Origin of the sequence: Actinomycetospora sp. TBRC 11914, assembly GCF_012933465.1 — a bacterium.
In the GTDB taxonomy this organism is placed as follows: domain Bacteria; phylum Actinomycetota; class Actinomycetes; order Mycobacteriales; family Pseudonocardiaceae; genus Actinomycetospora.
Window position 1 is genome coordinate 17,628 of the sequence record NZ_JABBND010000017.1, and the last position, 19,239, is coordinate 36,866.

Here is a 19,239-nt window from a genome sequence, read left to right on the forward strand (position 1 = left end):
TCCCGTCAGGTGTCGGTCGGGGGGCCCGACCGTGGCGCCGCTCGGTCCAGACCCCGGCCACCCTGGTTGTGGGATGGAAGACGGGCGGCGGACGGAACCCTAGGCGCAAGCGTCGCCCACCCTACGTCGGTCGGACGACTCGATCTACCGGGACCTCGCCGGACGAACGGCCCGTTCATGACCCAAGAAGGTGACGAACGAGCCGTTCGTGCATATCCCAGCCCAGGGATCAGGCCGGGGCGGGGCGCTCGTGTCCGGGGTAGGTCCCGAACTGCCAGTGGTTGCCCTCGGGGTCGAGGAGCGTGCAGTCGTGCGAGCCGTAGTCGGTGTCGTAGGGCTCGGCGACCACCGTCGCGCCGGCCGCCACCGCGCGGGCGAACACCTCGTCGGTGTGCGCGGCGTCGCGGGTCACGACGTAGCCGCCGAAGGAGCCGACCCGGATCGGCCAGTGGCCGTCGGACGTCTCGCGCTCCTGGCCCATCATGAGCCCGCCGCCGAGCGGCCAGGCGAGCTCGGCGTGGACGATCACGCCCGCGTCGTCGGTGTACGCCACCGTCTCGGTGAACCCGAACGCCGCGACGTAGAAGTCGATGAGGGCCCGGGCGTCGCGGGCACGCAGCGTCGGCCACACCTGGGCCGGGGGCGTGGTGGTCGAGTGCGGCTGGGTCACGGTCGTCTCGCTCATGTCGTCGAGGATCGCGGCCGGGGTGCCGCGCCGTCTTGAACGGATCCGAGGCCGGCGCCGGGATCGTCGGCACCGCCCGACATGCCGGTGAGGACCTCCTCGGCGACCCAGCGGCTCGGCGCGCAGCCGGCCAGCGCGCGGAACTCGCGGGTGAGGTGGGCCTGGTCGGCGTAGCCGTGGTCGGCGGCGACGTCGGCGAGCACGAGCGACCCGCCGCCGGCGCGCCGGGCCACGTCGCGCCGCGCGCGGTCGAAGCGCGCCATGCGGGCGGCGACCTTCGGGCCCACGCCGAACTCGGCGCGGAACCGCCGGCCCAGGTGGTCGCCGCTCCAGCCGACCTCGCTGGCGAGGGCGCCGACCCCGCCCGGCTCCGGCCCGGTGAGGACCCGCCAGGCGTGGCGCACCTCGTCGGCCGCCTCCCCGGTGTCGTCGTGGCGGCGCAGCTGGCGGGTCAGGACGTCGTCGAGCGCGGCGTAGCGGGTCTCCCACCCGGCGTCCTCGGTCTCGGCCACCCGCTCGGCGAGCTCGCGGCCCGCGGCGCCCAGGACGTCCTGCGCGTCGACGGTGACCTCCGCGAGCTCGGCGGCCGGCAGGCCGAACAGGACCCGGGCCGCCAGCGGGTGGACGGTCAGGTGCACGCCGGACTGGCGGCCGTCGTGGACGATCCGCTCCGGGGTGTCGTGCAGCCCGCCGACGCAGGCCGCGAACCGGTCGCGCCCGCCGTCGGGACGCTCCAGCTCCAGCCCGGGACCGAAGGTGACGACGAACGTCAGGGACGGCGACGGCAGGCCGCGGTGGCGTCCGGGAGCGTGTCCGCGCAGGTCGTAGCCGTGGTAGGCGACGAGGCCGCGCAGGGCCGGGGCGGGCGCGCGGTGGCCGGGCGGGGCGAGGACGACCGGCGGGCCCATGGCCCCAGTGTCGGCGATGTCCGGTCCGGGCCGCCAGCACTCCGGCACGCCCGCCGCCCGGACGGTGTGCCCGGCGCCACGTCCGTGCCAGGATCGGGTCATGATCTTCATCGCGGTCAAGTGGACCGTCAAGCCGGAGTACGCCGACCGCTTCCCCGAGCTGACGAAGGAGTTCACCGACGCCACCCGGTCCGAGCCCGGCAACATCTTCTTCGAGTGGAACAAGTCCCTCGAGGAGGAGAACACCTACACCCTCGTCGAGGCGTTCCAGGACGACGCGGGCGGCGACCACGTCAACTCCGACCACTTCAAGAAGTTCGTCTCCGAGGCGCCGGACTACGTCGACACCACCCCGCGGATCATCAGCGTCCAGGGCGTCGACGGGAACGGCTGGGGCGAGATGGGCGAGGTGAAGCCCCGCTGAGCGGAGCCGCACCCGCCGTCGTCGTCCCGCCGCTCTGCGAGCTCGGCCTGGTCGACCTCGCGGCGGCGATCGCCGCCCGCGAGGTCTCGTGCCGGGAGGTGGCACGCGCCCACCTCGAGCACGCCGACGCGGTGAACCCGACGGTCAACGCCCTGATCGCGCGCCGCGACGCCGACGACGTCCTGGCCGACGCCGACGCGCGGGACGCCGAGCTGGCGCGCGGTGAGCACCGCGGGCCGCTGCACGGCGTGCCGCAGGCGCTCAAGGACCTCGCCGAGGCCGCCGGGCAGCCGTTCACGGCGGGCTCGCCCGTGTTCGCGGCGCGGGTCGGGGTCACCGACGCGCCGCACGTGGCGCGGATGCGCGCGGCCGGGGCGGTCTTCGTCGGGCGCACCAACACCCCGGAGCTCGGGCTCGGATCCCAGACCCACAACCCGGTCTGGGGTACGACCCGCAACCCCTACGACCGCGCGCGCACCGTCGGGGGCTCGTCCGGCGGAGCGGCGGCCGCTCTGGCCACGCGGATGCTCCCGGCCGCGGACGGCAGCGACTACATGGGCTCGCTGCGCAACCCGGCGGCCTGGGCGAACGTGTACGGGCTGCGGCCCTCGCGCGGTCGCGTCCCGGGGACGCCCGGCTTCGTCGCCCAGCTCGGCGAGGCCGGACCGATGGCCCGGACGGTCACCGACCTCGCCGCGCTGTTCGGGGTGATGACGGCGGGTGGGCCGGTGGGGCCGCTCGACCGCGCGGACCCGCTCGACCTCGCCGACCTGCGCCCGGCCGACCCGGCGGGGCTGCGGGTGGGGTGGCTCGGCGACCTCGGGGGCCGGCTGGCGACCGAGCCCGGCCTGCTCGCGCTCGCGCGCGGCCCGGTCGACGTCCTCGCCGGGCTCGGGGCGGTGGTCGAGGACGTGGTACCGGCGTTCGACCTCGACCGCCTCTGGGACGCCTTCCTGGTCTGGCGCTGGTGGAACTCGGTCGAGATGGCCCCGCTGGTCGCCGATCCCGACCTGCGCGCGCAGCTCAAGCCCGAGCTCGTGTGGGAGATCGAGCACGGGACGGAGCTCTCCGCGCGGCAGGTGTCGTGGGCGGCGGGCGTGCGCGCGGAGTGGTGGGCGGCCGTCGTCGGGCTGTTCGAGCGGTTCGACGTGCTCCTCGCCCCGGCCACCCAGGTCCACCCGTTCCCCGCCGAGGTGTCGTGGCCGGCCGAGATCGCCGGCCGGCCGATGGACACCTACCACCGGTGGATGGAGACGGTGATGCCGTGGTCGATGGCCGGCGTCCCGGTGCTCGGGATGCCGGCGGGGTTCACCGCGGACGGCCTGCCGGTGGGGGTCCAGCTGATCGGGCCGCCCGGCGGGGACCGTCGGGTGCTCGAGGTGGCGCTGACGCACGAGGCGGCGACGGACTGGTCGGCCCGCCGCCCGCCCCTGCTGACTCCGGCAGCAACCGCGACTGCGCCGCCGCCCCGAGGAGCACCAGCGCCGCGACCGCCCCGACCACCGCGAGGGCCGTCGTGAACGACGCGGACGCGGCCGCCACGAGCGACGGCTCGGTCGCCGCGGCGAGCATGCCGCCGAGGGTGTCGCCGGGGACGCCCGCCGGCAGCCCGGCGCGGTAGGCCGCCGCCGCGACGCTGCCCAGCACCGCCACCCCGAGCGCCCCGCCGAGCTCGAAGCCGGTCTCGGAGATCGCCGACGCGGCCGCGGCCCGCTCGGGCGGCGCGTGGGCGAGCACGAGGTCGGTGGTCAGCGGCTCCACCGTCGCGATCGCCATCCCCGCCAGCGCCATCCCGACGACGACGGCCACCGGACCGGCCCCGACGAGCAGCAGCGCGAGCGATCCGAAGCCGGCCGCGGCGACGACGAGCGCCCCGCCGACCAGCCGCCGGACCGTGACCCGACGGGCGAGCCGGCCCGCCACGAGCGCGCCCGCCATCCCGGCGAGGGTGCCCGGCACCAGCCACAGCGCGGCCGTCAGCGGGGACATCCCGGCCACCAGTTGCAGGTACTGCGGCACGAGGACCAGCAGCCCGACCAGGGCGAACACGCTGAGGAGGTTGGTGAGCACCGGGACGGAGAACGCCCGGCGGGAGAAGAGCGCCAGGTCGAGCAGCGGGTCGGCGACGGTCCGCTGCCGGTGCACGAACCACGCGCCCGCGCCGAGCCCGAGCACCCCGGCCACCACGCCCGCCGTCGTGACCCCCTCGGTCGCGAGGGACTTCAGCGCGTAGACCAGCGGCAGCAGCGTCGTGAGCGCCAGCGCCGCCGAGGGCAGGTCGAACCGGCCCGGGCGGGGGTCGCGGCTCTCGGGCAGCAGGAACGGGCCGACGGCGAGCAGCGCGACGCAGATCGGGACGGCGACGAGGAACACCGACCCCCACCAGAAGTGCTCGAGCAGCCACCCGCCGACGACGGGTCCCGCGGCGGCGCCCGCCGAGAACGTGGCCGCCCAGACGCCGATCGCCCGACGGCGGGCCCCGGGCTCCGGGAAGATCGTGCGGATCAGGGAGAGCGTCGAGGGCATGAGGGTCGCCCCGCCGACGCCGAGCAGGGCGCGGGCGGCCACGAGCGCGCCGGCGGTGGGCGCGAAGGCCGCGGCGAGCGAGGCGAGGCCGAACACCGCGGACCCGGCGAGCAGCAGCCGACGACGGCCGAGCCGGTCGCCGAGCCCGCCCGCGACGACGAGCAGGCCGGCGAGCACGAACGAGTAGACGTCGACGATCCACAGCTGCTCGGCCGCGCCGGGACGCAGGTCCTCGGAGATGGCGGGCAGGGCCGCCCCGAGGACGGTCATGTCGAGGGTGATCAGCAGGACGGGGGTGGTCAGGGTCGCGAGGGCGAGTCGGCGCTGGGCCCGGACGGACATGACGGCTCCGTTTCTCAACAGTCCGGACGGTACAGTTACAGATCGAAACTGTACCAGCCGGACGGTGCAGGAACGGGGCGATAGGGTGCCCGCATGCCCCGGCCCTCCCAGCGGGACGCCATCGTCCGGGCGTACGTCGACCACGTCGTCGCCCACGGGCCGGACGCGGTGACCCTCGAGGGGGTCGCGACGCGGGCCGGGGTCTCCAAGGGCGGGCTGCTGTACCACTTCGGCTCGAAGGAGGCCCTGCTCACCGGGTTCCTCGACTGGGTCCGGGAGCTCACCGAGGCCGACATCGCCACCGCGCGCGCGGCCGCGGCGGCGGGGGAGGAGCCGGTGGCGCGCTACTACCTGCGGACCTCGGCCGACGACCCGCAGCGCGACACCGCGATGTTCCGCAGCATGGTCGCGCTGCTGACCCTCGCGGGGGCGGAGGAGGCGGCCGCGGTCGCGGCGCGCGAGGTCATGGCGTCGTGGCGCGACGTGCTCGTCGAGGAGGCGGGCGACACCCTGACCGGCGACCTCGTCGCCGCGCTCGGCGACGGCATCTACCTGCGCGCCATCGCGGGCGAGCCCTCGACGGAGCTCGCCCGCGACTGGGACGCGGTGCTCGCGCGGCTCGGTCCGCGCGGCGGATGAGCCCGTGGTCCGCGCGGCGGGTGAGCCCGGTCAGTCCGCGCGGAGGGTGAACCCGCCGGGCCGCCCCGCGAGGGCGTCGGCGATCCGGCCGCGCACGGTGCCGTCGACGACGGCGAGCGAGCGGACGTGCTTGGCCCGCGGCAGCAGGTCGAGCACCACGCGGTCGAACGGCAGCGCGCCGTCGCGGTCCGCGGCGTCGGGCACGGTCAGCGAGGCGCCCTCGAGCCCGGCGAGCGCCTCGGTGTCGCGCACGTAGGTCAGCGACCGGGCCCCGAACGCGTCGGCGAGCAGGAGCGCGCCCGCGTCGCTGCGGTGCACCGGCAGCCGGCCCCCGGCGGCGGGGAACTCGTGCACGCCGTACGGCGGGTAGCCGGTGGAGACGGCGGCCGGGGCGGCCGCGAGGTGCACGGGCAGCTGGCGGGCGACGGTGCCGCGCGGCAGGTACGAGACGCCGTCGGCGGCCAGCAGCGCCGCGACCAGGTGGCCGTTCTGCTCGGCCTCGGTGGCCGCGAGACCGGCCAGCGCGCCGGCGGGCAGGCCGAGGTCGAGGCCGACCCCGAGCACGTGGCGGGCGCGCACGCCCGCGCCGGTGAGCACGAGCAGCCGGCCGCCGCCGTCGGGCCGGGCGCCGCCGGCGAACGTGGCGCGCAGCTCCTCGACGACGCCGAGCAGCACGTCACCGCCGCGGTCGACGATCGACGAGCCGCCGAGGACCACGACGTCGAGCCAGGGCAGCAGCCGGCGCGGGGGCTGCTCGCGGTGCGGCTCGGCGGCGGCGAGGCGCTCGGGGTCGAGCAGGGTCTGGCGCATGAGCGCCGACGGCACGTCCTTGGGCTGAACGTCCTTGGTGTCCTGGGCCGTCACGACGGCCACCTCCTCGTGGGGTGCGGGGCGATCAGGCCGTGATGAGGGTGCCGACGTGCTCGCCGGCGAGGGCACGGGTCAGCAGGCCGGGCCGCAGTCCGTTGACGACCTGGACCGTGCGGACGTGGCGGGCCGAGCGCATGAGCTCGAGGACGCCGCGCTCGACGACGAGGTCGGGCAGGTCGGCCCGGAGCAGCTCGTCGACGGTGATCCGGGGGATCAGTTCGGCCGACGGGTCGTTCTTCGGGTTCGCCGTGTAGAGGCCGTCCTCGTCCTTGACGTAGATCATCCCGGCGCAGCCGTAGGTCTCGGCGACGAGGTAGCACCCGGCGTCGGTGCGGTAGGGCGGGATGACGCCCGCGTCGGGCACCCGCTGCCACATGTCGTAGGGCGGCATGCCGGCGAAGACGGCCGCGCGCACCTCGGAGAGGCGCAGCGGCAGCGACGCGAGCGCGTCCGGCTCGACCACGGGGATGCCGTGCTTGGCGAGCAGGTAGCCGAGCATCGTCGCGTTCTGCCCGGCGACCGAGGCGCCGAGGTCGGAGAGCACGCCGGTGGGCAGCCCGACGCCGGCCGCGGTCGCGTAGGCGTGGCGGGCGCGGGTCCCGCCCCCGGTGCCGATGAGCAGCCGGTGCGTCGCGGTCGCGGCGACGATCTCCTCCAGCAGGGGGAAGACCGCCTCCCGTCCCCGATCGATGAGACTCTGGCCACCCACCTTGACCACGGTCACGTCCGGGAGGATGCGCTCCTCGGGGGCCGCGGCCACGGCCGCCACCACGTCGGGATCATCGAGTGAACCGCTCGTGAGCAGCGGCGCGAGGTCCATGTCCCCAGTGTGGCCGAACCCCCGGCGGTGCCCGCTTCACCGAGGGTGGCCGACCCCACGGTGTGCACCGGGGGGTCCTGCGGTCACTCTGTGGAGGTGCAGCAGGGTGACCAGGCCGGCGACGACCCCACGGCGGAGAAGGACACGCGTCCCGAACGCTCCCCCATAGACCGGCGGTTCGCCGCGATCGTCGGCGCCCTGCGCGCCGCGGACCCGCGGTTCGCGCGGCGCGTCTCCGAGCCCCGTCGGCTGCGCAGCGGCTCGATCATGATGCTCACCGGGCTCGTCGCCACCGTGCTCGTCGGCATCCTGCCGCTCGCGGTGGGCATCCAGACCCAGGTCGCGGTGCTGCTGACGATCGGCGCGATCGGGATCGCGTGCGCCCCGGTCGTCGTGCCGCCGCTGGTCGGCGTGCTGCTGCACCGCATGCGTCCGGCCTGGTAGGCGCCTACCGGAGGGCCCCCTCGATCCACTCGAGCAGCTCGCCCTCGACCTCGTCGCGGTTCGTCTCGTTGAGGATCTCGTGGCGCCCGCCCGGCCACACCCGGAACGTGACGTCCTTGAGCCCCGCGCCGCGGTAGCGCTCGGAGAGGGCCTGGGCGACGACGACGGGCCCGCCCACCGGGTCGTGCTCGCCGACCGCGATGTACACCGGCAGGTCCGGGCGCATCGCCGCGAGCCGCTCCGGGTCGGCCACCGCCCGCCCGCCCGCGATCATCTCGGAGCCGCCGGCCGGGTCGAGCCCGAAGCCGCACCACGGGTCCGCCACGTAGGCGTCGACCTGGGCCTCGTCGCGGGAGAGCCAGTCGTAGTCGGTGCGCGCGGGGGCGAACGGCGCGTTGAAGGCGGACAGGTCGATCGGGGCCGAGGTGTCGATGGCGCCCTCGATCTGGTCGAGCAGCGTCGTGCCGGTGAGCACGACCGCGTCGACGTCCTCGGAGTGGTCGAGCAGGTACTGCTGCGCGGCGAAGGAGCCCATGCTGTGCCCGAGCAGGACCAGCGGGACCCCCGGGACGTCCTGGCGGCCGAGCTCGACCAGCCGGCCGATGTCCCCGACGAGCTCGCCCCACCCGCCGGGTCCGAGCACGCCGGGCTCGGTCCCGTTCGCCTGCGCGGTGGCGCCGTGGCCGCGGTGGTCCTGGCCCTGCACGACGAAGCCCGCGGCGGTGAGCCGGTCGGCGAGGTGCCCGTAGCGCCGCACGTGCTCGCCCATCCCGTGCGTGAGCTGGACGACGCCCCGCGGATCGCCCGCGGGGAGCCAGCGGAACACCGCGACGGTGTGTCCCCCCGCGGAGGGCAGGTCGATACGGGTGGGCTCCGTCGGCATCGGCGGCTCCTGACGCTCGCGTGGGTCGTCGCCCGGGACGGGCGGGAGGAGTCTGGCCCGCGCGCCCCGTCGTCGGGAAGACCCGCGAGTCGATCAGGTGCCGTGCGGTCCGCGGCGCAGCCGCCGCCACCACGGGCGACGCCCGGCGGGCGCCGGGGGCTCGGGACGCGGCGGCGCCGCGGCCAGGGCCTCCTCGCGCGCCGCCCGCCACCGGGCGACGACGGCGTCGGCCGAGGGCCGCCGGACCGGCACCCGGGGCCCGGACGGGACCCGGAGGAAGTCGACGACCCGGCGATCGAGCTCCGCGACGACCGCCCGCACCTCCGCCTCCGTGCGCAGCTCGCGCACGGCCGCGTCGAGACCCTCGATCTCCTTGCGCAGCCGCAGCGACGGGGGCAGCAGCGCGTCGGTCGGCACCCCCTCGGAGCGCAGCTTCGAGCGGATCCACCAGTTCTCGTCGCCGTGCGCGGGCAGCCTCAGCGGCTTCCCCGCCCCCGGCAGGTCGTCGAACTGTCCCGACTCGATCGCCGTGCGGATCTGCTCGTCGACGATCGACTCGTACCGCCTCCGGAAGGCCTCGCCGTCCCCGCGCACACCTCCACGGTGCCATCGACGGCGGGGCGCCGCCGTCGGTCCAGGGCGCGGCGCGGGCCGCGCCCTGGACCGACGGCCCGGCTCGTCAGTCCGCCTGCAGCACCACCGTCTGGACCGCCCACGGCGCCAGCGGCGCGCTCGGGGTCAGGCTGACCGGGGCCGCCGGGTCGTCGGAGAGCGCCGGCCGGGTGACCAGCGAGGTCGTGGCCTTGACGACATTGTCGACCTTGACCACCCACGCGTCGGAGAGCGGCTCCGGCGGGGTCAGGTCGGCCACCCCGGTGCCGGCCACGAAGTAGAGGACCTGGGTGGAGTGGTCGTCGGGCGCGGGGACCGGGGTGATCGCGCCGCCGCTGCCGGTGGCCTCGCCCGGCGCGGTGACCGCGGCGACGTGCGACCACGCGCCGACGCCGCCCAGCAGCGTGGCCGGGGTGTCGACGGTGAAGGTGGCGGGCCCGCTCGCGTCGGTCGCCGTCGACGTGAACAGCGAGACCGAGCCGGTGCCGCCGGGCAGCGTCGTCGTCCGCAGCACCGTCCAGCCCGCCGACGGGTGGATCTCGCCGGCGCCGGAGCGGAACACCTGCGCGACGAGCACGTCGCCGCTCTTCGCGCCGCCGGGCACGTCGAGGCGCAGCGTGGTGGCGTTGTCGGCGCTGGTGTAGGAGATGGCCCGCGAGAGCGGGAGGTAGGGCACCGTCGTCCCGGCGACGACCCCGAGGACGAGCGCGACGGCGGCCACCACGGCCGCGATGCCCCACAGCGCCGTCGGGGTGGGCGCCGAGCGCGCGGCCGCGACGCCGACGACGACGAGCAGCCCGCCGACGCCGACCAGCAGGCCCAGCAGCGGGGCGCTCGAGGCGGTGCGGTACCCGCGGACGCCGAGCTCGACGATGGCGAGGGCGATGCCGGCGAGCGCGATCAGGGCCCCGAGGGCGACCACGACGCGCTGCACCGCGGGGGTGAGGCTCAACGTGGCGACGGCGGCCGCGGTGGCGACGACGAGCACGGCGGCGGCCGCCCACGCGATCGGGCTGGCCAGCGCCCCCGCGGACACCACGGCCAGCACCGCGACCACGACGGCCGCGATCATGGCGACGGTCTTGCGCACGTCGACCTCTCCTCTCTCCGGGCCGGGTGGCCCTGCTCCGTCCGGCCGAGTGCAGGGTGCACCCGGTATCCGGTCCGAGGAGTGTCGTCGCGCGACGCTCCACCGTTTCGGACGTTCGGGTCACCCGCTCGGACGGTAGGTGAGGTCACGTTCTCATCACGATGTGACGGGTGGGCGTCCGACCCGACCGTGAGCGCACGCGACCGGCCGGGACGGCGTCGCGGCGACCCGCCGGCCGCGGGACCAGCGGCGACGCCGGATCTCCGCTGCGGACCGGGATCGCGGCGCCACCGTCGGTACACCTTTCCGGACGCTGATCGAGGTGACAGTCGGCACCCGGTTAACCGGTTACACGGCTCGAGGTCGTCTCGATGCCACTCCCGAGGGACGTGACGGGGTCGTCCCGGTGACAGGGGGTAGGGAAGGTGCTGCGGGGATACGCGAGGGTCGCGCTCCACGGCGGGGACGCGTCGGACCAGGTCGCCCGCCTGCACGAGGCGGGCGTGGAGCCCGCCCAGGTGTGGGTGGACCACTCCAACGGGACACGCGCGCCGCGCCCGGAGCTCGAGGCGGTGCTGGCCGGGCTGGGCTCCGGGGACGTGCTCGTCGTGACCGCGCTGGACCGGCTGGCGTCGTCGGTGCTGCACCTCGTGACCGTCGGGGTGCGGCTCCGGGCCGCCGGTGCCGATCTGTGGTCGCTCGACGAGGGCGTCGACACCCGGGCGCCGGGCGGGGAGGGGCTGCTCCCGGCGCTGGAGGTGCTCGCGGGGCTGCAGCGCACCCTCACCTCGAGCAGCACGCGGGCGGGTCTGGACGCCGCCCGCTCCCGCGGCCGGCGGGGTGGCCGGCCCCCGCGCCTCGGCCCGGACGCCTCCGCCGAGGCGCGGCGCCTCTACGACGAGGGCCGGTCGGTCACCGAGATCGCCGAGCGCCTCGGGGTGCCGCGCACCACCCTCTACGGGCACCTGCACCGGCCGTCCTGACCGCCCTACCCCGGCTTCACGGTCCGGGGTCTGGGGTGGCGCGGTGCCGGCCCTCCACGTGCTCGCCGCCGCCGTCCCGGGCGCCGGGCTGCCACCGCTGACCCCGGGCCGCGTCCTCACCACCTGGACCGCCCGCCCCGCCGTCCTCGCCGGCGTCGCGGTGCTCGCGGGCGGCTACCTCGCGGGCGTGCGCCGGGCCCGCGTCGTGGGGCTCGCCTGGTCGGCCCGGCGCACCGTCGCGTTCCTCGCCGGGGTCGTGCTGCTGGCGCTGATCGGCGCGTCGGTCGTGGCGGTGTACGACGACACGCTCTTCTGGGCCCGCGCGCTGCAGGGGGTGGTGCTGCTGGTCGTCGCCCCGATGCTCCTCGCGGCCGGGGCGCCGCTGACCCTCGCGCGCGACACCCTGCCCCCGGGCGCGGTCGGCCGGCTCGGGCGGATCCGCCGCTCGGGCGTCGCGCGGGCGGTCGGCTCGCCGGGTATCGCGACGATCGCGCTGATCGCGCCGCCGTTCCTGCTCTACCTCACCGGGCTCTACCCGCTGGAGCTGCGCAGCGGCGTGGTCAGCGGGCTGGTGTCGCTCGGGCTGCTGGCCGCGGGCCTGCTCTACGTCGTCAGCCGGCTGCAGATCGACCCGGTGCCCCGCGAGACGAACCACGGCCTGACCCTCGGGATCGCGATCGCGGAGGTCGTGGCCGACGGCGTGCTGGGGCTCGTGCTCTGGATGGGGCCGCTGCTGGCCGTCGGCCACTACGCCGCGGTGGACCGCACCTGGGGTCCCGACCTGCGCGACGACCAGGCGATCGGCGCCGGGGTGTGGTGGATCGGCGGCGACCTCGCCGGGCTGCCGTTCCTCGGGGCGATCGCGGTGCGCTTCGCGGCCGCCGACGCCCGCGAGGCCCGGCGCGTCGACGCCGAGCTCGACGCCGCGGAGGAGGCGGCGGCCGCGGCGCGGGTCCGGGCGGTCGACGGTGGGGACGGCGAACCCGGGGAAGGCGGGGGCGGGGACGGTGCGGACGGCGGGCGGCCGCGGCTCTGGTGGGAGGACGACCCCCGCTTCGCCGACCGGTTCCGCCGCCGCTGACGCGGGAGCGCGTTCGTCCGGTTGCGGCGTGCTCGTGCCGGGGCACGCAGTCCGCGGGTGCCCGGCCGGACCGCCCGCCGGTGCCAGGCTCGAGGGGTGACGACGGCCCCGACCGCGAGCCCGATCGCCCGGCAGGTGATCGCGGCGCGCCGGGCCGTGGCGGCGACGCTGCGCCGGCCGCTGGCGTCCTGGTACCTCGTCGTCGGCCTCACGGTCGTCCTCGCCGGCCTCGGGCTGGTGATGGTCCTCTCGGCGTCGTCGATCGACTCGCTGCGCAGCACCGGAAGCCCCTACGGCGTGTTCCTCCACCAGCTCGTCTACTGCGCCGTCGGCGGGGTGGCGTTCGTGCTGGTGGGACGGGTGCCGGTGGCACGGTGGCGGGCGGCGAGCCCGTGGCTGCACGGCCTGTCGCTGCTGGCGCTCGCCGCCGTGCTCGTGCCCGGCCTGGGGTCGGCGGTGGCCGGGGCGCAGAAGTGGTTCGTCGTCGCCGGGCTCTCGCTGCAGCCCAGCGAGCCGGCCAAGCTGACCCTCGTCCTGTGGGGCGCGCACGTGCTCCTCGCGCGGCGCGGGCCCGGCTCCGGGCGCCGGGGGTGGGGCTGGCAGGCGCTGCTCCCGGTGGTGCCGGTCGCGCTGCTCACCGCGGGCCTCGTCGTCGTCGAGCCGGACCTCGGATCCGCGCTCGGCATCGTCGTCGTGCTCTTCGCCCTGCTGTGGTTCGCCGGCGTGCCCGGCCGGCTGCTGGGGCTGCTCGGCGGCGGGGCGCTCGGCGCCGTCGCCGTGCTGGCGGTGACGGCGAGCTACCGGCTGGCGCGCCTGACGTCGTTCCTGGGCGGCGGCGGGGACGACTCCCTCGGCGCCGGCTACCAGTCCCAGCAGGCGCTGTACTCGCTCGCCGACGGCGGGCTGCTCGGCGACGGGCTCGGGCAGGGCGCGGCGCAGTGGAGCTACCTGCCCAACGCGTCGAACGACTTCGTCTTCGCGATCCTCGGCGAGGAGCTGGGCCTCGTCGGGTCCGTCGCCGTGCTCGGCCTGTTCGCCCTGCTCGGCTGGGTCGGCCTGCGCATCGCCGCGCGCACCGTCGACCCCTGGAACCGGGTCGTCGTCGCCACCCTGACCGTGTGGCTCGTCGCGCAGGCCGTCATCAACATCGGCTACGTGCTCGGCCTGCTGCCGGTCACCGGGATCACGCTCCCGCTGATCTCCGCCGGCGGCAGCTCGGTGATCGTCAGCATGGTCTCCCTGGGACTGCTCGCCGCCGCCGCCCGCGACGAGCCCGAGGCCCGCGTCGCGCTCGGGCGCGGCGCTAGGGTCGACCGGGCCCCGTGATCACGGGGCGGTCGAGGAGCGGAGGGTGGACGTGGACGTCCTGGCCGGAGCGGACGCGGTGTACCAGGCCAAGGGGCGCGAGCTCGGGCCCGGCGAGTGGTTCACGATCGACCAGCAGCGGGTCGACGGCTTCGCCGACGTCACCGAGGACCACCAGTGGATCCACATCGACCCGGAGCGCGCGAAGGCCGGCCCCTTCGGCGGCCCGATCGCGCACGGCTTCCTGACGCTCTCGCTGGTGCCCTACCTCGCCAACTCGGCCCGCTCGTTCGAGGGCGTGACGATGGGCGTGAACTACGGGCTCAACAAGGTCCGCTTCCCCAAGCCGGTGCGCGTGGGGGACCGGGTGCGGGCGCGGGTGGTCATCGTCGACGTCACCGACCTGCCCGACGGCGGGCTGCAGATCGTCTCCCGGATCACGGTCGACATCGACGGCGACGAGAAGCCCGCCTGCGTCGCCGACATGGTCTCCCGGACGTACTTCTGACGTGGACGGACGTGGTCGTCGGAGCGACCACATCCGTTCACATGCGACCGGAGGGAGCTCGCGCGTGAGCCGCCGCATCCACCTCAACGCCTTCGCCATGATGTGCGCCGGGCACCAGTCCCCGGGGCTGTGGCGCCACCCCGACGACCAGGGCTACCGCTACACCGACCTCGACCACTGGACCTCGCTGGCGCGCCTGCTCGACGACGCCGGGTTCGACGCGCTCTTCCTCGCCGACGTCCTCGGCATCTACGACGTGGCCGGCGGGTCGCGCGACGCCGCGGTCCGGGCCGGCATCCAGGTGCCGCTGGGCGACCCGATGATGCCGGTGTCGGCGATGGCGGCGGTGACCTCGTCGTTGGGCTTCGGGGTGACGGTGTCGACGAGCTACGAGCACCCGTACGCGCTGGCGCGCCGGTTCACGACGCTGGACCACCTGACCAAGGGCCGCATCGGGTGGAACGTCGTCACCGGCTACCTGGAGTCGGCGGCGGCGAACCTGGGGCTGGGCGCGCAGCTCCCGCACGACGAGCGCTACGCGCAGGCCGACGAGTACCTCGAGGTGTGCTCGCGGCTCTGGCGCGACTCGTGGGAGGACGACGCCGTGGTGCGCGACGCCGCCGGCGGCGTCTACACCGACCCGGCCAAGGTGCACGACGTCGAGTTCCACGGCCGCTGGTACGACGTCCCCGGCCCGTTCCTCTGCGAGCCCTCCCCGCAGCGCTCGCCGGTGGTCTTCCAGGCCGGGGCGTCGCCGCGCGGGCTGGCGTTCGCCGGCCGGCACGCCGAGGCGGTGTTCGTCTCCGGGCCGTCGGCGGCCGTCGTCGGGAAGTCCGTGGCCGCGCTGCGCGACGCGGTGTCCGACGCCGGGCGCGACCCGGCGTCGGTGACGGTGTTCGCGCAGCTCGCGCCGGTGGTGGCCGCGTCGTCGGCGGAGGCCGCCGAGCTGTACGCCTCCTACCTGGACGCGTTCTCGCTCGAGGGCGCGCTGGCGCTCTTCGCCGGCTGGACCGGGCTCGACCTCTCGGGCATCGACCCCGACGAGCCGCTGCGCTACGTCGAGTCCGACGCCGGACGGTCGGCGCTCGCCTCCTTCACCACCGACGACCCGTCGCGGGAGTGGACGGTCGGCGAGGTCGCGCGCCACCTCGCCGTCGGGGGCCGCGGGCCGGTGGCGGTGGGGTCGGGTCCGGAGGTGGCCGACGCGATGGAGGCGTGGATCGACGAGACCGGCGCCGACGGGTTCAACCTCGCCTACGCCGTCACGCCGGGCACGTTCGAGCAGGTCGCCCGGTTCGTGGTGCCCGAGCTGCGGCGCCGCGGCCGGATGCCGGCGACGCCGGAGCCCGGGATGCTGCGGGAGCGGCTGGCGCGGCGCTAGAGCAGCGAGGCGTCCAGGCCGCCGTCGAGCACCAGGCCGCTCCCGGTGCAGAACCCGGAGCGGTCGGAGGCGAAGAAGAGCGCCGCGTCGGCGACCTCCTCCGGGGTGCCGTAGCGGCCCTGCTTCTGCTCGATGAGGCCGTCGAACCCACCCGCGGGCAGGCCGAGCAGCTCCTCGAACCCGGGGCGGGCGGCGGTGACGAGGTCGGTGCCCACGAACCCCGGCAGCAGCGCGTTCACCCGCACGTTCTGGGGCCGCAGCTCGGTGGCGGCGGTCTTGGTCAGGTTCACGACGGCGGCCTTCGCCGCCGCGTAGTGACCGATCAGCGGGCTGCCGGTGGTGGCCGTGACCGACGCGAGCGTGACGATGCTGCCGCCGCCGGCGGCGATGATCGCCGGGGCCGCGTAGCGCAGCGTGAGGAACACGCCGTCGAGGTTCACCGACAGGACCGAGCGCCACGCGGCGAGGTCCATCGCGAGCAGCGGGCACGGCGAGCCGACCCCGGCGTTGGGGACCGCGACGTGCAGCGCCCCGTGGTCGGCGACCGTGCGCTCCACCAGACCCTGGACCTGGTCCTCGTCGCGGACGTCGCACGTGATCGCGTGCCCGCGCCCGCCCGGCAGCTCCGCGGCGGCGGCCTGCGCGCCGTCGGCGTCGATGTCGGACACCACGACGGTCGCACCCTCCGCGGCGAAGCGGGTCGCGATCGCCCGGCCCAGGCCCTTCGCGCCCCCGGTGACGAGGGCGACCTTGCCGTCGAGCTCGGTCATGGCGGTTCTCCTCCGACGTACGGCTGTGGTGGGGGCCACAGCGTCCCGGCAGGAGGGGTCGTGATCAAGCCTCGTCAGCCGCGGGCGGCCTTCCCCAGCGCCCCCCGCGCGATGATCACCTGCTGGATCTGGCTGGTGCCCTCGTAGATGCGGAAGAGCCGGACGTCGCGGTAGATCCGCTCGACCGGGACGCCCCGCATGTAGCCCGACCCGCCGTGCACCTGCACCGCCCGGTCCGCGATCCGCCCGACGGCCTCGGAGCAGAAGTACTTCGCGGTCGACGGCCCGGTGACCTTGTCGGACCCGTCGTCGTAGGCGCGCGCCGCCTCGCGGACCAGGGCGCGCCCGGCGTGCCAGTCGGTCACCGAGTCGGCGACGAGACCCTGGACGAGCTGGTAGGTCGCGATCGCGTGCCCGCCCTGCTCGCGGGTCGAGGCGAACTCGACGGTCTCGTGCACCAGACGGGCCGCCATCCCCATGCACAGCGCCGCGATGTGCAGCCGGCCGTGGGCCAGGCACTTCAGGGCCGTGACGTACCCGCGGTGCAGGCCGCCCTGTCCCTCCTCCTGGCTCTCGCCGCCGATCAGGTTGACCGCCGGCACCCGCACGTCGTCGAGGTAGACCTCGCAGGTCCAGGAGCCGCGCTGCCCCATCTTCGCGTCGTGGGGGCTGAACGAGACGCCGGGCGACGACGTCGGGACGAGGAACGTCGAGATGCCGCGCGCGGGGGCCGCGTCGGGATCGGTGCGGGCGAAGACCATGAGGACGTCGGCGAGCGGGGCGTTGGTGATCCAGCGCTTCGTCCCGGAGATGACGAACTCGTCCCCGTCCCGCACCGCCTTCGTCGTCAGCGACGACGGGTCCGACCCGGCGTCGGGCTCGGTGAGCGCGAAGCTCGCCACGACCTCCCCGGACGCGAGCCGCGGCAGCCACTCCGCGCGCTGGGCCTCGGTGCCGCCGGTCAGCAGCACCTGGCCGGCGATCCCGTTGTTGGTGCCGAACAGCGAGCGCAGCGAGGGCGTGGTCCAGCCGAGCTCCATGGCGAGCTCGACCTCCTCGCTCATCGACAGCCCGATCCCGCCGTAGGTCTCGGGGATCGCGAACCCGTAGAGCCCCATCGCCTTGCACGCCTCGCGCAGCGGCTCTCCGACCTCGTCGGCCTCCTCGATCTCGTCCTCGCGCGGGACGACCTGCTCGCGCACGAACTCGCGGACCGACGCGAGGACGTCGGCGAAGTCGGACGGGTCCACGGAACTCCTCCGGGCTCAGTGCAAGCGAAGCGTCGTTGCTTGCAACCAGTGGCAGGAAAGCCCCATCGTCGCGCGGGTTCAGCCCGTCGGCCGGACGACGATCTCGGCGATGTGCGCGTCGGGCGACGCCGTCACCGCGGCCAGTACCGCCGCGGCGACCGACTCCGGACGCAGGTAGCGGTCCGGGTCGTAGGCCCCGCCCTCGTACGCCACGACCGATCGCTGCATGTCGGTGTCCACCCGTCCGGGGTGCACCGAGCAGACCCGCAGCGTCGGCTCCTCGCCGCGCAGCGAGTCCGCGAACGCCCGCAGCGCGAACTTCGACGCCGCGTACGCCCCCCATCCCGGCCGCGCCGCCAGACCGGCGCCGGAGTTCACGCACACGACGGTGCCCCGGGCGGCCCGCAGCGCCGGGAGCAGCAGGCGCGTCAGCTCCGCCACCGCCACGACGTTCACCTCGAACTGCCGCCGCCACGTCTCGGCGTCGAGCTCCTCGACGGTGCCGAGCACACCCACCCCCGCGGAGTGGACCAGGACGTCAAGCTCGTCGATCCGCTCCGTCGCCCCGGCCAGCGCCCCGGCGTCGGTGAGGTCCACCGGCCACGGGAGCGCCCGGGCGCCGAGCCCCTCGGCCACGGCCCCCAGCGCCGCCGCGTCCCGCCCGCCGAGCAGCAGGTCATGGGTGGGGGCGAGCGCCGCCGCGACGGCCGCGCCGATCCCGCGGGACGCGCCCGTGACGAGGGCGAGCGGGCGTGGAGAAGTCACCGACGCACCCTAACGAGACACCCTTCCCGCGACTCACACCTGGAATCGTGCATCCCACCCCACCGGGTGGTGACCGCGCGTGACGCGTCACGGGTCCGCATGTCGCACGTTGGACGGGGCGACACTCCGCAACACGGAGCGTCACGGGCCGGAACCGCGCGACTTTCGTTCCCCAGCTGGGTCGCGCGCCGGCTCGACGGGACCGCCCCGAACGGTCCCGGCGGCACGACGGCCGGCGCCCCGCGAGGACGGCGGGGCGCCGGACCGTCACCGTTGGACGACCACGGTGTCCCCGACGTGCAGAGTGCGGAAGAACGTCCGGGCCGCCGCGTCCGAGAGGTGCACGCAGCCCGCGGACTGCCGGGAGAGGCTCCCGGTGTGGAACGCGATGCCGCCGTCGAAGAACACCGACCACGGCATCGGGGCGTCGTCGAACTCGCGGGAGCGGTGGTCGGCGTCCTTCCAGGTGACGTGGAAGGTGCCCGGCTCGGTCCGCTCGCCGGGGCGGCCGGTGGTGATCGGCGCGGAGTACACGACGTGGCCGTCGCGCACCAGCCACGCCCGCTTCCGCGAGATCGACACGCACGCCCCGTCGGTGATCCCGCAGGGCGAGTCCGACGTCGAGGTGGTCGGGCGGGTCGCGGGCTTCGCCGTCCGGGTGGTGACGCCGTGGGCGGCCGACGGGGCCGCGACGGCGGCCGGCACGACGGCGGGTGCGGCAGGCGCGGCGGGTGCCGGGGCGGCCGTCGTCGGGACCGTGGCGGCGACCGGGCGCGGCGCGGGAGACCCGGCGGCCCCCGGGAGCCCGAGACCCGCCGTCACCCCCAGCGCACCGACCAGTGCGACGGCCGAACCCAGCATCGTCGTCCTCGCCCGCATGGCCGTCCCCGATCCCCCTGGCGGACCCGGGAGGAGCCGCTCGTGTCCTGGTGATCGGTCGGATGGGCCGTCGG

Annotated in this window: 20 protein-coding genes and 1 pseudogene; 9 read left to right on the plus strand and 12 right to left on the minus strand. The window is 75.8% G+C overall.

Annotated features, from left to right (window positions below):
* Positions 1-229 precede the first annotated feature (229 nt).
* Together HH311_RS22835 and HH311_RS22840 are read right to left on the minus strand one after the other, a co-directional pair.
* Entirely contained in the window at positions 230-685 is a 456-nt protein-coding gene (locus HH311_RS22835; protein WP_169186002.1) for a VOC family protein, read from the minus strand.
* Entirely contained in the window at positions 682-1,695 is a 1,014-nt protein-coding gene (locus HH311_RS22840) for an AraC family transcriptional regulator (protein WP_211190669.1), read from the minus strand. The genes HH311_RS22835 and HH311_RS22840 overlap by 4 nt, the downstream gene beginning before the upstream one ends.
* On the opposite strand from HH311_RS22840, the gene HH311_RS22845 reads away from it, so the two are divergent.
* Positions 1,694-2,017, plus strand: a complete 324-nt coding sequence (locus HH311_RS22845) for a putative quinol monooxygenase (protein WP_169186003.1) — start codon at positions 1,694-1,696, stop codon at positions 2,015-2,017. The two genes, HH311_RS22840 and HH311_RS22845, sit on opposite strands and share 2 nt — an antisense overlap.
* A 68-nt stretch (positions 2,018-2,085) precedes the next feature.
* Positions 2,086-3,396 (plus strand): annotated as a pseudogene (locus HH311_RS22850) (amidase); the annotation flags it as partial.
* Here HH311_RS22850 and HH311_RS22855 read toward each other — a convergent pair.
* The gene (locus HH311_RS22855; protein WP_248292953.1) at positions 3,326-4,885 is read right to left on the minus strand and encodes an MFS transporter; all 1,560 of its coding nucleotides are present in this window, start codon (positions 4,883-4,885) and stop codon (positions 3,326-3,328) included. The pseudogene HH311_RS22850 and the gene HH311_RS22855 overlap by 71 nt on opposite strands.
* Before the next feature lie 93 nt (positions 4,886-4,978).
* Here HH311_RS22855 and HH311_RS22860 point away from each other — a divergent pair, with 93 nt between their 5' ends.
* Entirely contained in the window at positions 4,979-5,524 is a 546-nt protein-coding gene (locus tag HH311_RS22860; protein ID WP_169186004.1) for a TetR/AcrR family transcriptional regulator, read from the plus strand.
* Positions 5,525-5,554: 30 nt separating this feature from the next.
* Here HH311_RS22860 and HH311_RS22865 read toward each other — a convergent pair whose 3' ends face one another.
* Positions 5,555-6,388: a molybdenum storage protein subunit alpha gene (locus HH311_RS22865; protein WP_312030340.1), complete on the minus strand. Its 834-nt coding sequence runs from the start codon at positions 6,386-6,388 to the stop codon at positions 5,555-5,557.
* 31 nt (positions 6,389-6,419) lie between these two features.
* Complete coding sequence (locus HH311_RS22870) at positions 6,420-7,214, minus strand: uridine kinase (protein ID WP_169186005.1); 795 nt, start codon at positions 7,212-7,214, stop codon at positions 6,420-6,422.
* Positions 7,215-7,310: 96 nt separating this feature from the next.
* Between HH311_RS22870 and HH311_RS22875 the strand changes: the two genes are divergently transcribed.
* Positions 7,311-7,658 (plus strand): DUF3040 domain-containing protein, encoded by a 348-nt coding sequence (locus tag HH311_RS22875; RefSeq protein ID WP_169186006.1) that lies wholly within the window; start codon positions 7,311-7,313, stop codon positions 7,656-7,658.
* A 4-nt stretch (positions 7,659-7,662) separates the two neighbouring features.
* Here HH311_RS22875 and HH311_RS22880 read toward each other — a convergent pair whose 3' ends face one another.
* From HH311_RS22880 to HH311_RS22890, 3 genes are all read right to left on the minus strand, one after another.
* A complete protein-coding gene (locus HH311_RS22880; RefSeq protein WP_169186007.1) occupies positions 7,663-8,541 on the minus strand; it encodes an alpha/beta fold hydrolase in 879 nt (292 codons plus the stop codon).
* Positions 8,542-8,634: 93 nt separating this feature from the next.
* On the minus strand, positions 8,635-9,135 hold the full coding sequence (locus tag HH311_RS22885) for a DUF1992 domain-containing protein (RefSeq protein WP_169186008.1): 501 nt from the start codon (positions 9,133-9,135) through the stop codon (positions 8,635-8,637).
* Positions 9,136-9,220: 85 nt separating this feature from the next.
* On the minus strand, positions 9,221-10,243 hold the full coding sequence (locus HH311_RS22890; RefSeq protein WP_169186009.1) for a hypothetical protein: 1,023 nt from the start codon (positions 10,241-10,243) through the stop codon (positions 9,221-9,223).
* A gap of 425 nt (positions 10,244-10,668) precedes the next feature.
* Here HH311_RS22890 and HH311_RS22895 point away from each other — a divergent pair, with 425 nt between their 5' ends.
* The 5 genes from HH311_RS22895 (at position 10,669) to HH311_RS22915 (ending at position 15,501) form a co-directional block, all read left to right on the plus strand.
* Complete coding sequence (locus tag HH311_RS22895) at positions 10,669-11,226, plus strand: recombinase family protein (RefSeq protein ID WP_169186010.1); 558 nt, start codon at positions 10,669-10,671, stop codon at positions 11,224-11,226.
* Between the two features lie 43 nt (positions 11,227-11,269).
* Positions 11,270-12,307, plus strand: coding sequence for a cytochrome c oxidase assembly protein (locus HH311_RS22900; protein ID WP_312030341.1), 1,038 nt, complete (start codon positions 11,270-11,272; stop codon positions 12,305-12,307).
* A gap of 96 nt (positions 12,308-12,403) precedes the next feature.
* Complete coding sequence (gene ftsW / locus HH311_RS22905; RefSeq protein WP_169186011.1) at positions 12,404-13,633, plus strand: putative lipid II flippase FtsW; 1,230 nt, start codon at positions 12,404-12,406, stop codon at positions 13,631-13,633.
* Positions 13,634-13,664: 31 nt separating this feature from the next.
* Positions 13,665-14,120, plus strand: coding sequence for a MaoC family dehydratase (locus HH311_RS22910; protein ID WP_169186129.1), 456 nt, complete (start codon positions 13,665-13,667; stop codon positions 14,118-14,120).
* A 64-nt stretch (positions 14,121-14,184) separates the two neighbouring features.
* Positions 14,185-15,501: an LLM class flavin-dependent oxidoreductase gene (locus HH311_RS22915; protein ID WP_312030342.1), complete on the plus strand. Its 1,317-nt coding sequence runs from the start codon at positions 14,185-14,187 to the stop codon at positions 15,499-15,501.
* On the opposite strand, the gene HH311_RS22920 is transcribed toward HH311_RS22915, so the two are convergent.
* The 4 genes from HH311_RS22920 to HH311_RS22935 form a co-directional block, all read right to left on the minus strand.
* Positions 15,498-16,271 (minus strand): SDR family NAD(P)-dependent oxidoreductase, encoded by a 774-nt coding sequence (locus HH311_RS22920; RefSeq protein WP_169186012.1) that lies wholly within the window; start codon positions 16,269-16,271, stop codon positions 15,498-15,500. The genes HH311_RS22915 and HH311_RS22920 overlap by 4 nt on opposite strands.
* Before the next feature lie 74 nt (positions 16,272-16,345).
* Positions 16,346-17,521, minus strand: coding sequence for an acyl-CoA dehydrogenase family protein (locus tag HH311_RS22925; protein WP_169186013.1), 1,176 nt, complete (start codon positions 17,519-17,521; stop codon positions 16,346-16,348).
* Positions 17,522-17,599: 78 nt separating this feature from the next.
* The gene (locus tag HH311_RS22930; RefSeq protein WP_169186014.1) at positions 17,600-18,286 is read right to left on the minus strand and encodes an SDR family oxidoreductase; all 687 of its coding nucleotides are present in this window, start codon (positions 18,284-18,286) and stop codon (positions 17,600-17,602) included.
* A 267-nt stretch (positions 18,287-18,553) separates the two neighbouring features.
* Positions 18,554-19,147, minus strand: coding sequence for a L,D-transpeptidase (locus HH311_RS22935; RefSeq protein WP_248292954.1), 594 nt, complete (start codon positions 19,145-19,147; stop codon positions 18,554-18,556).
* Positions 19,148-19,239 lie beyond the last annotated feature (92 nt).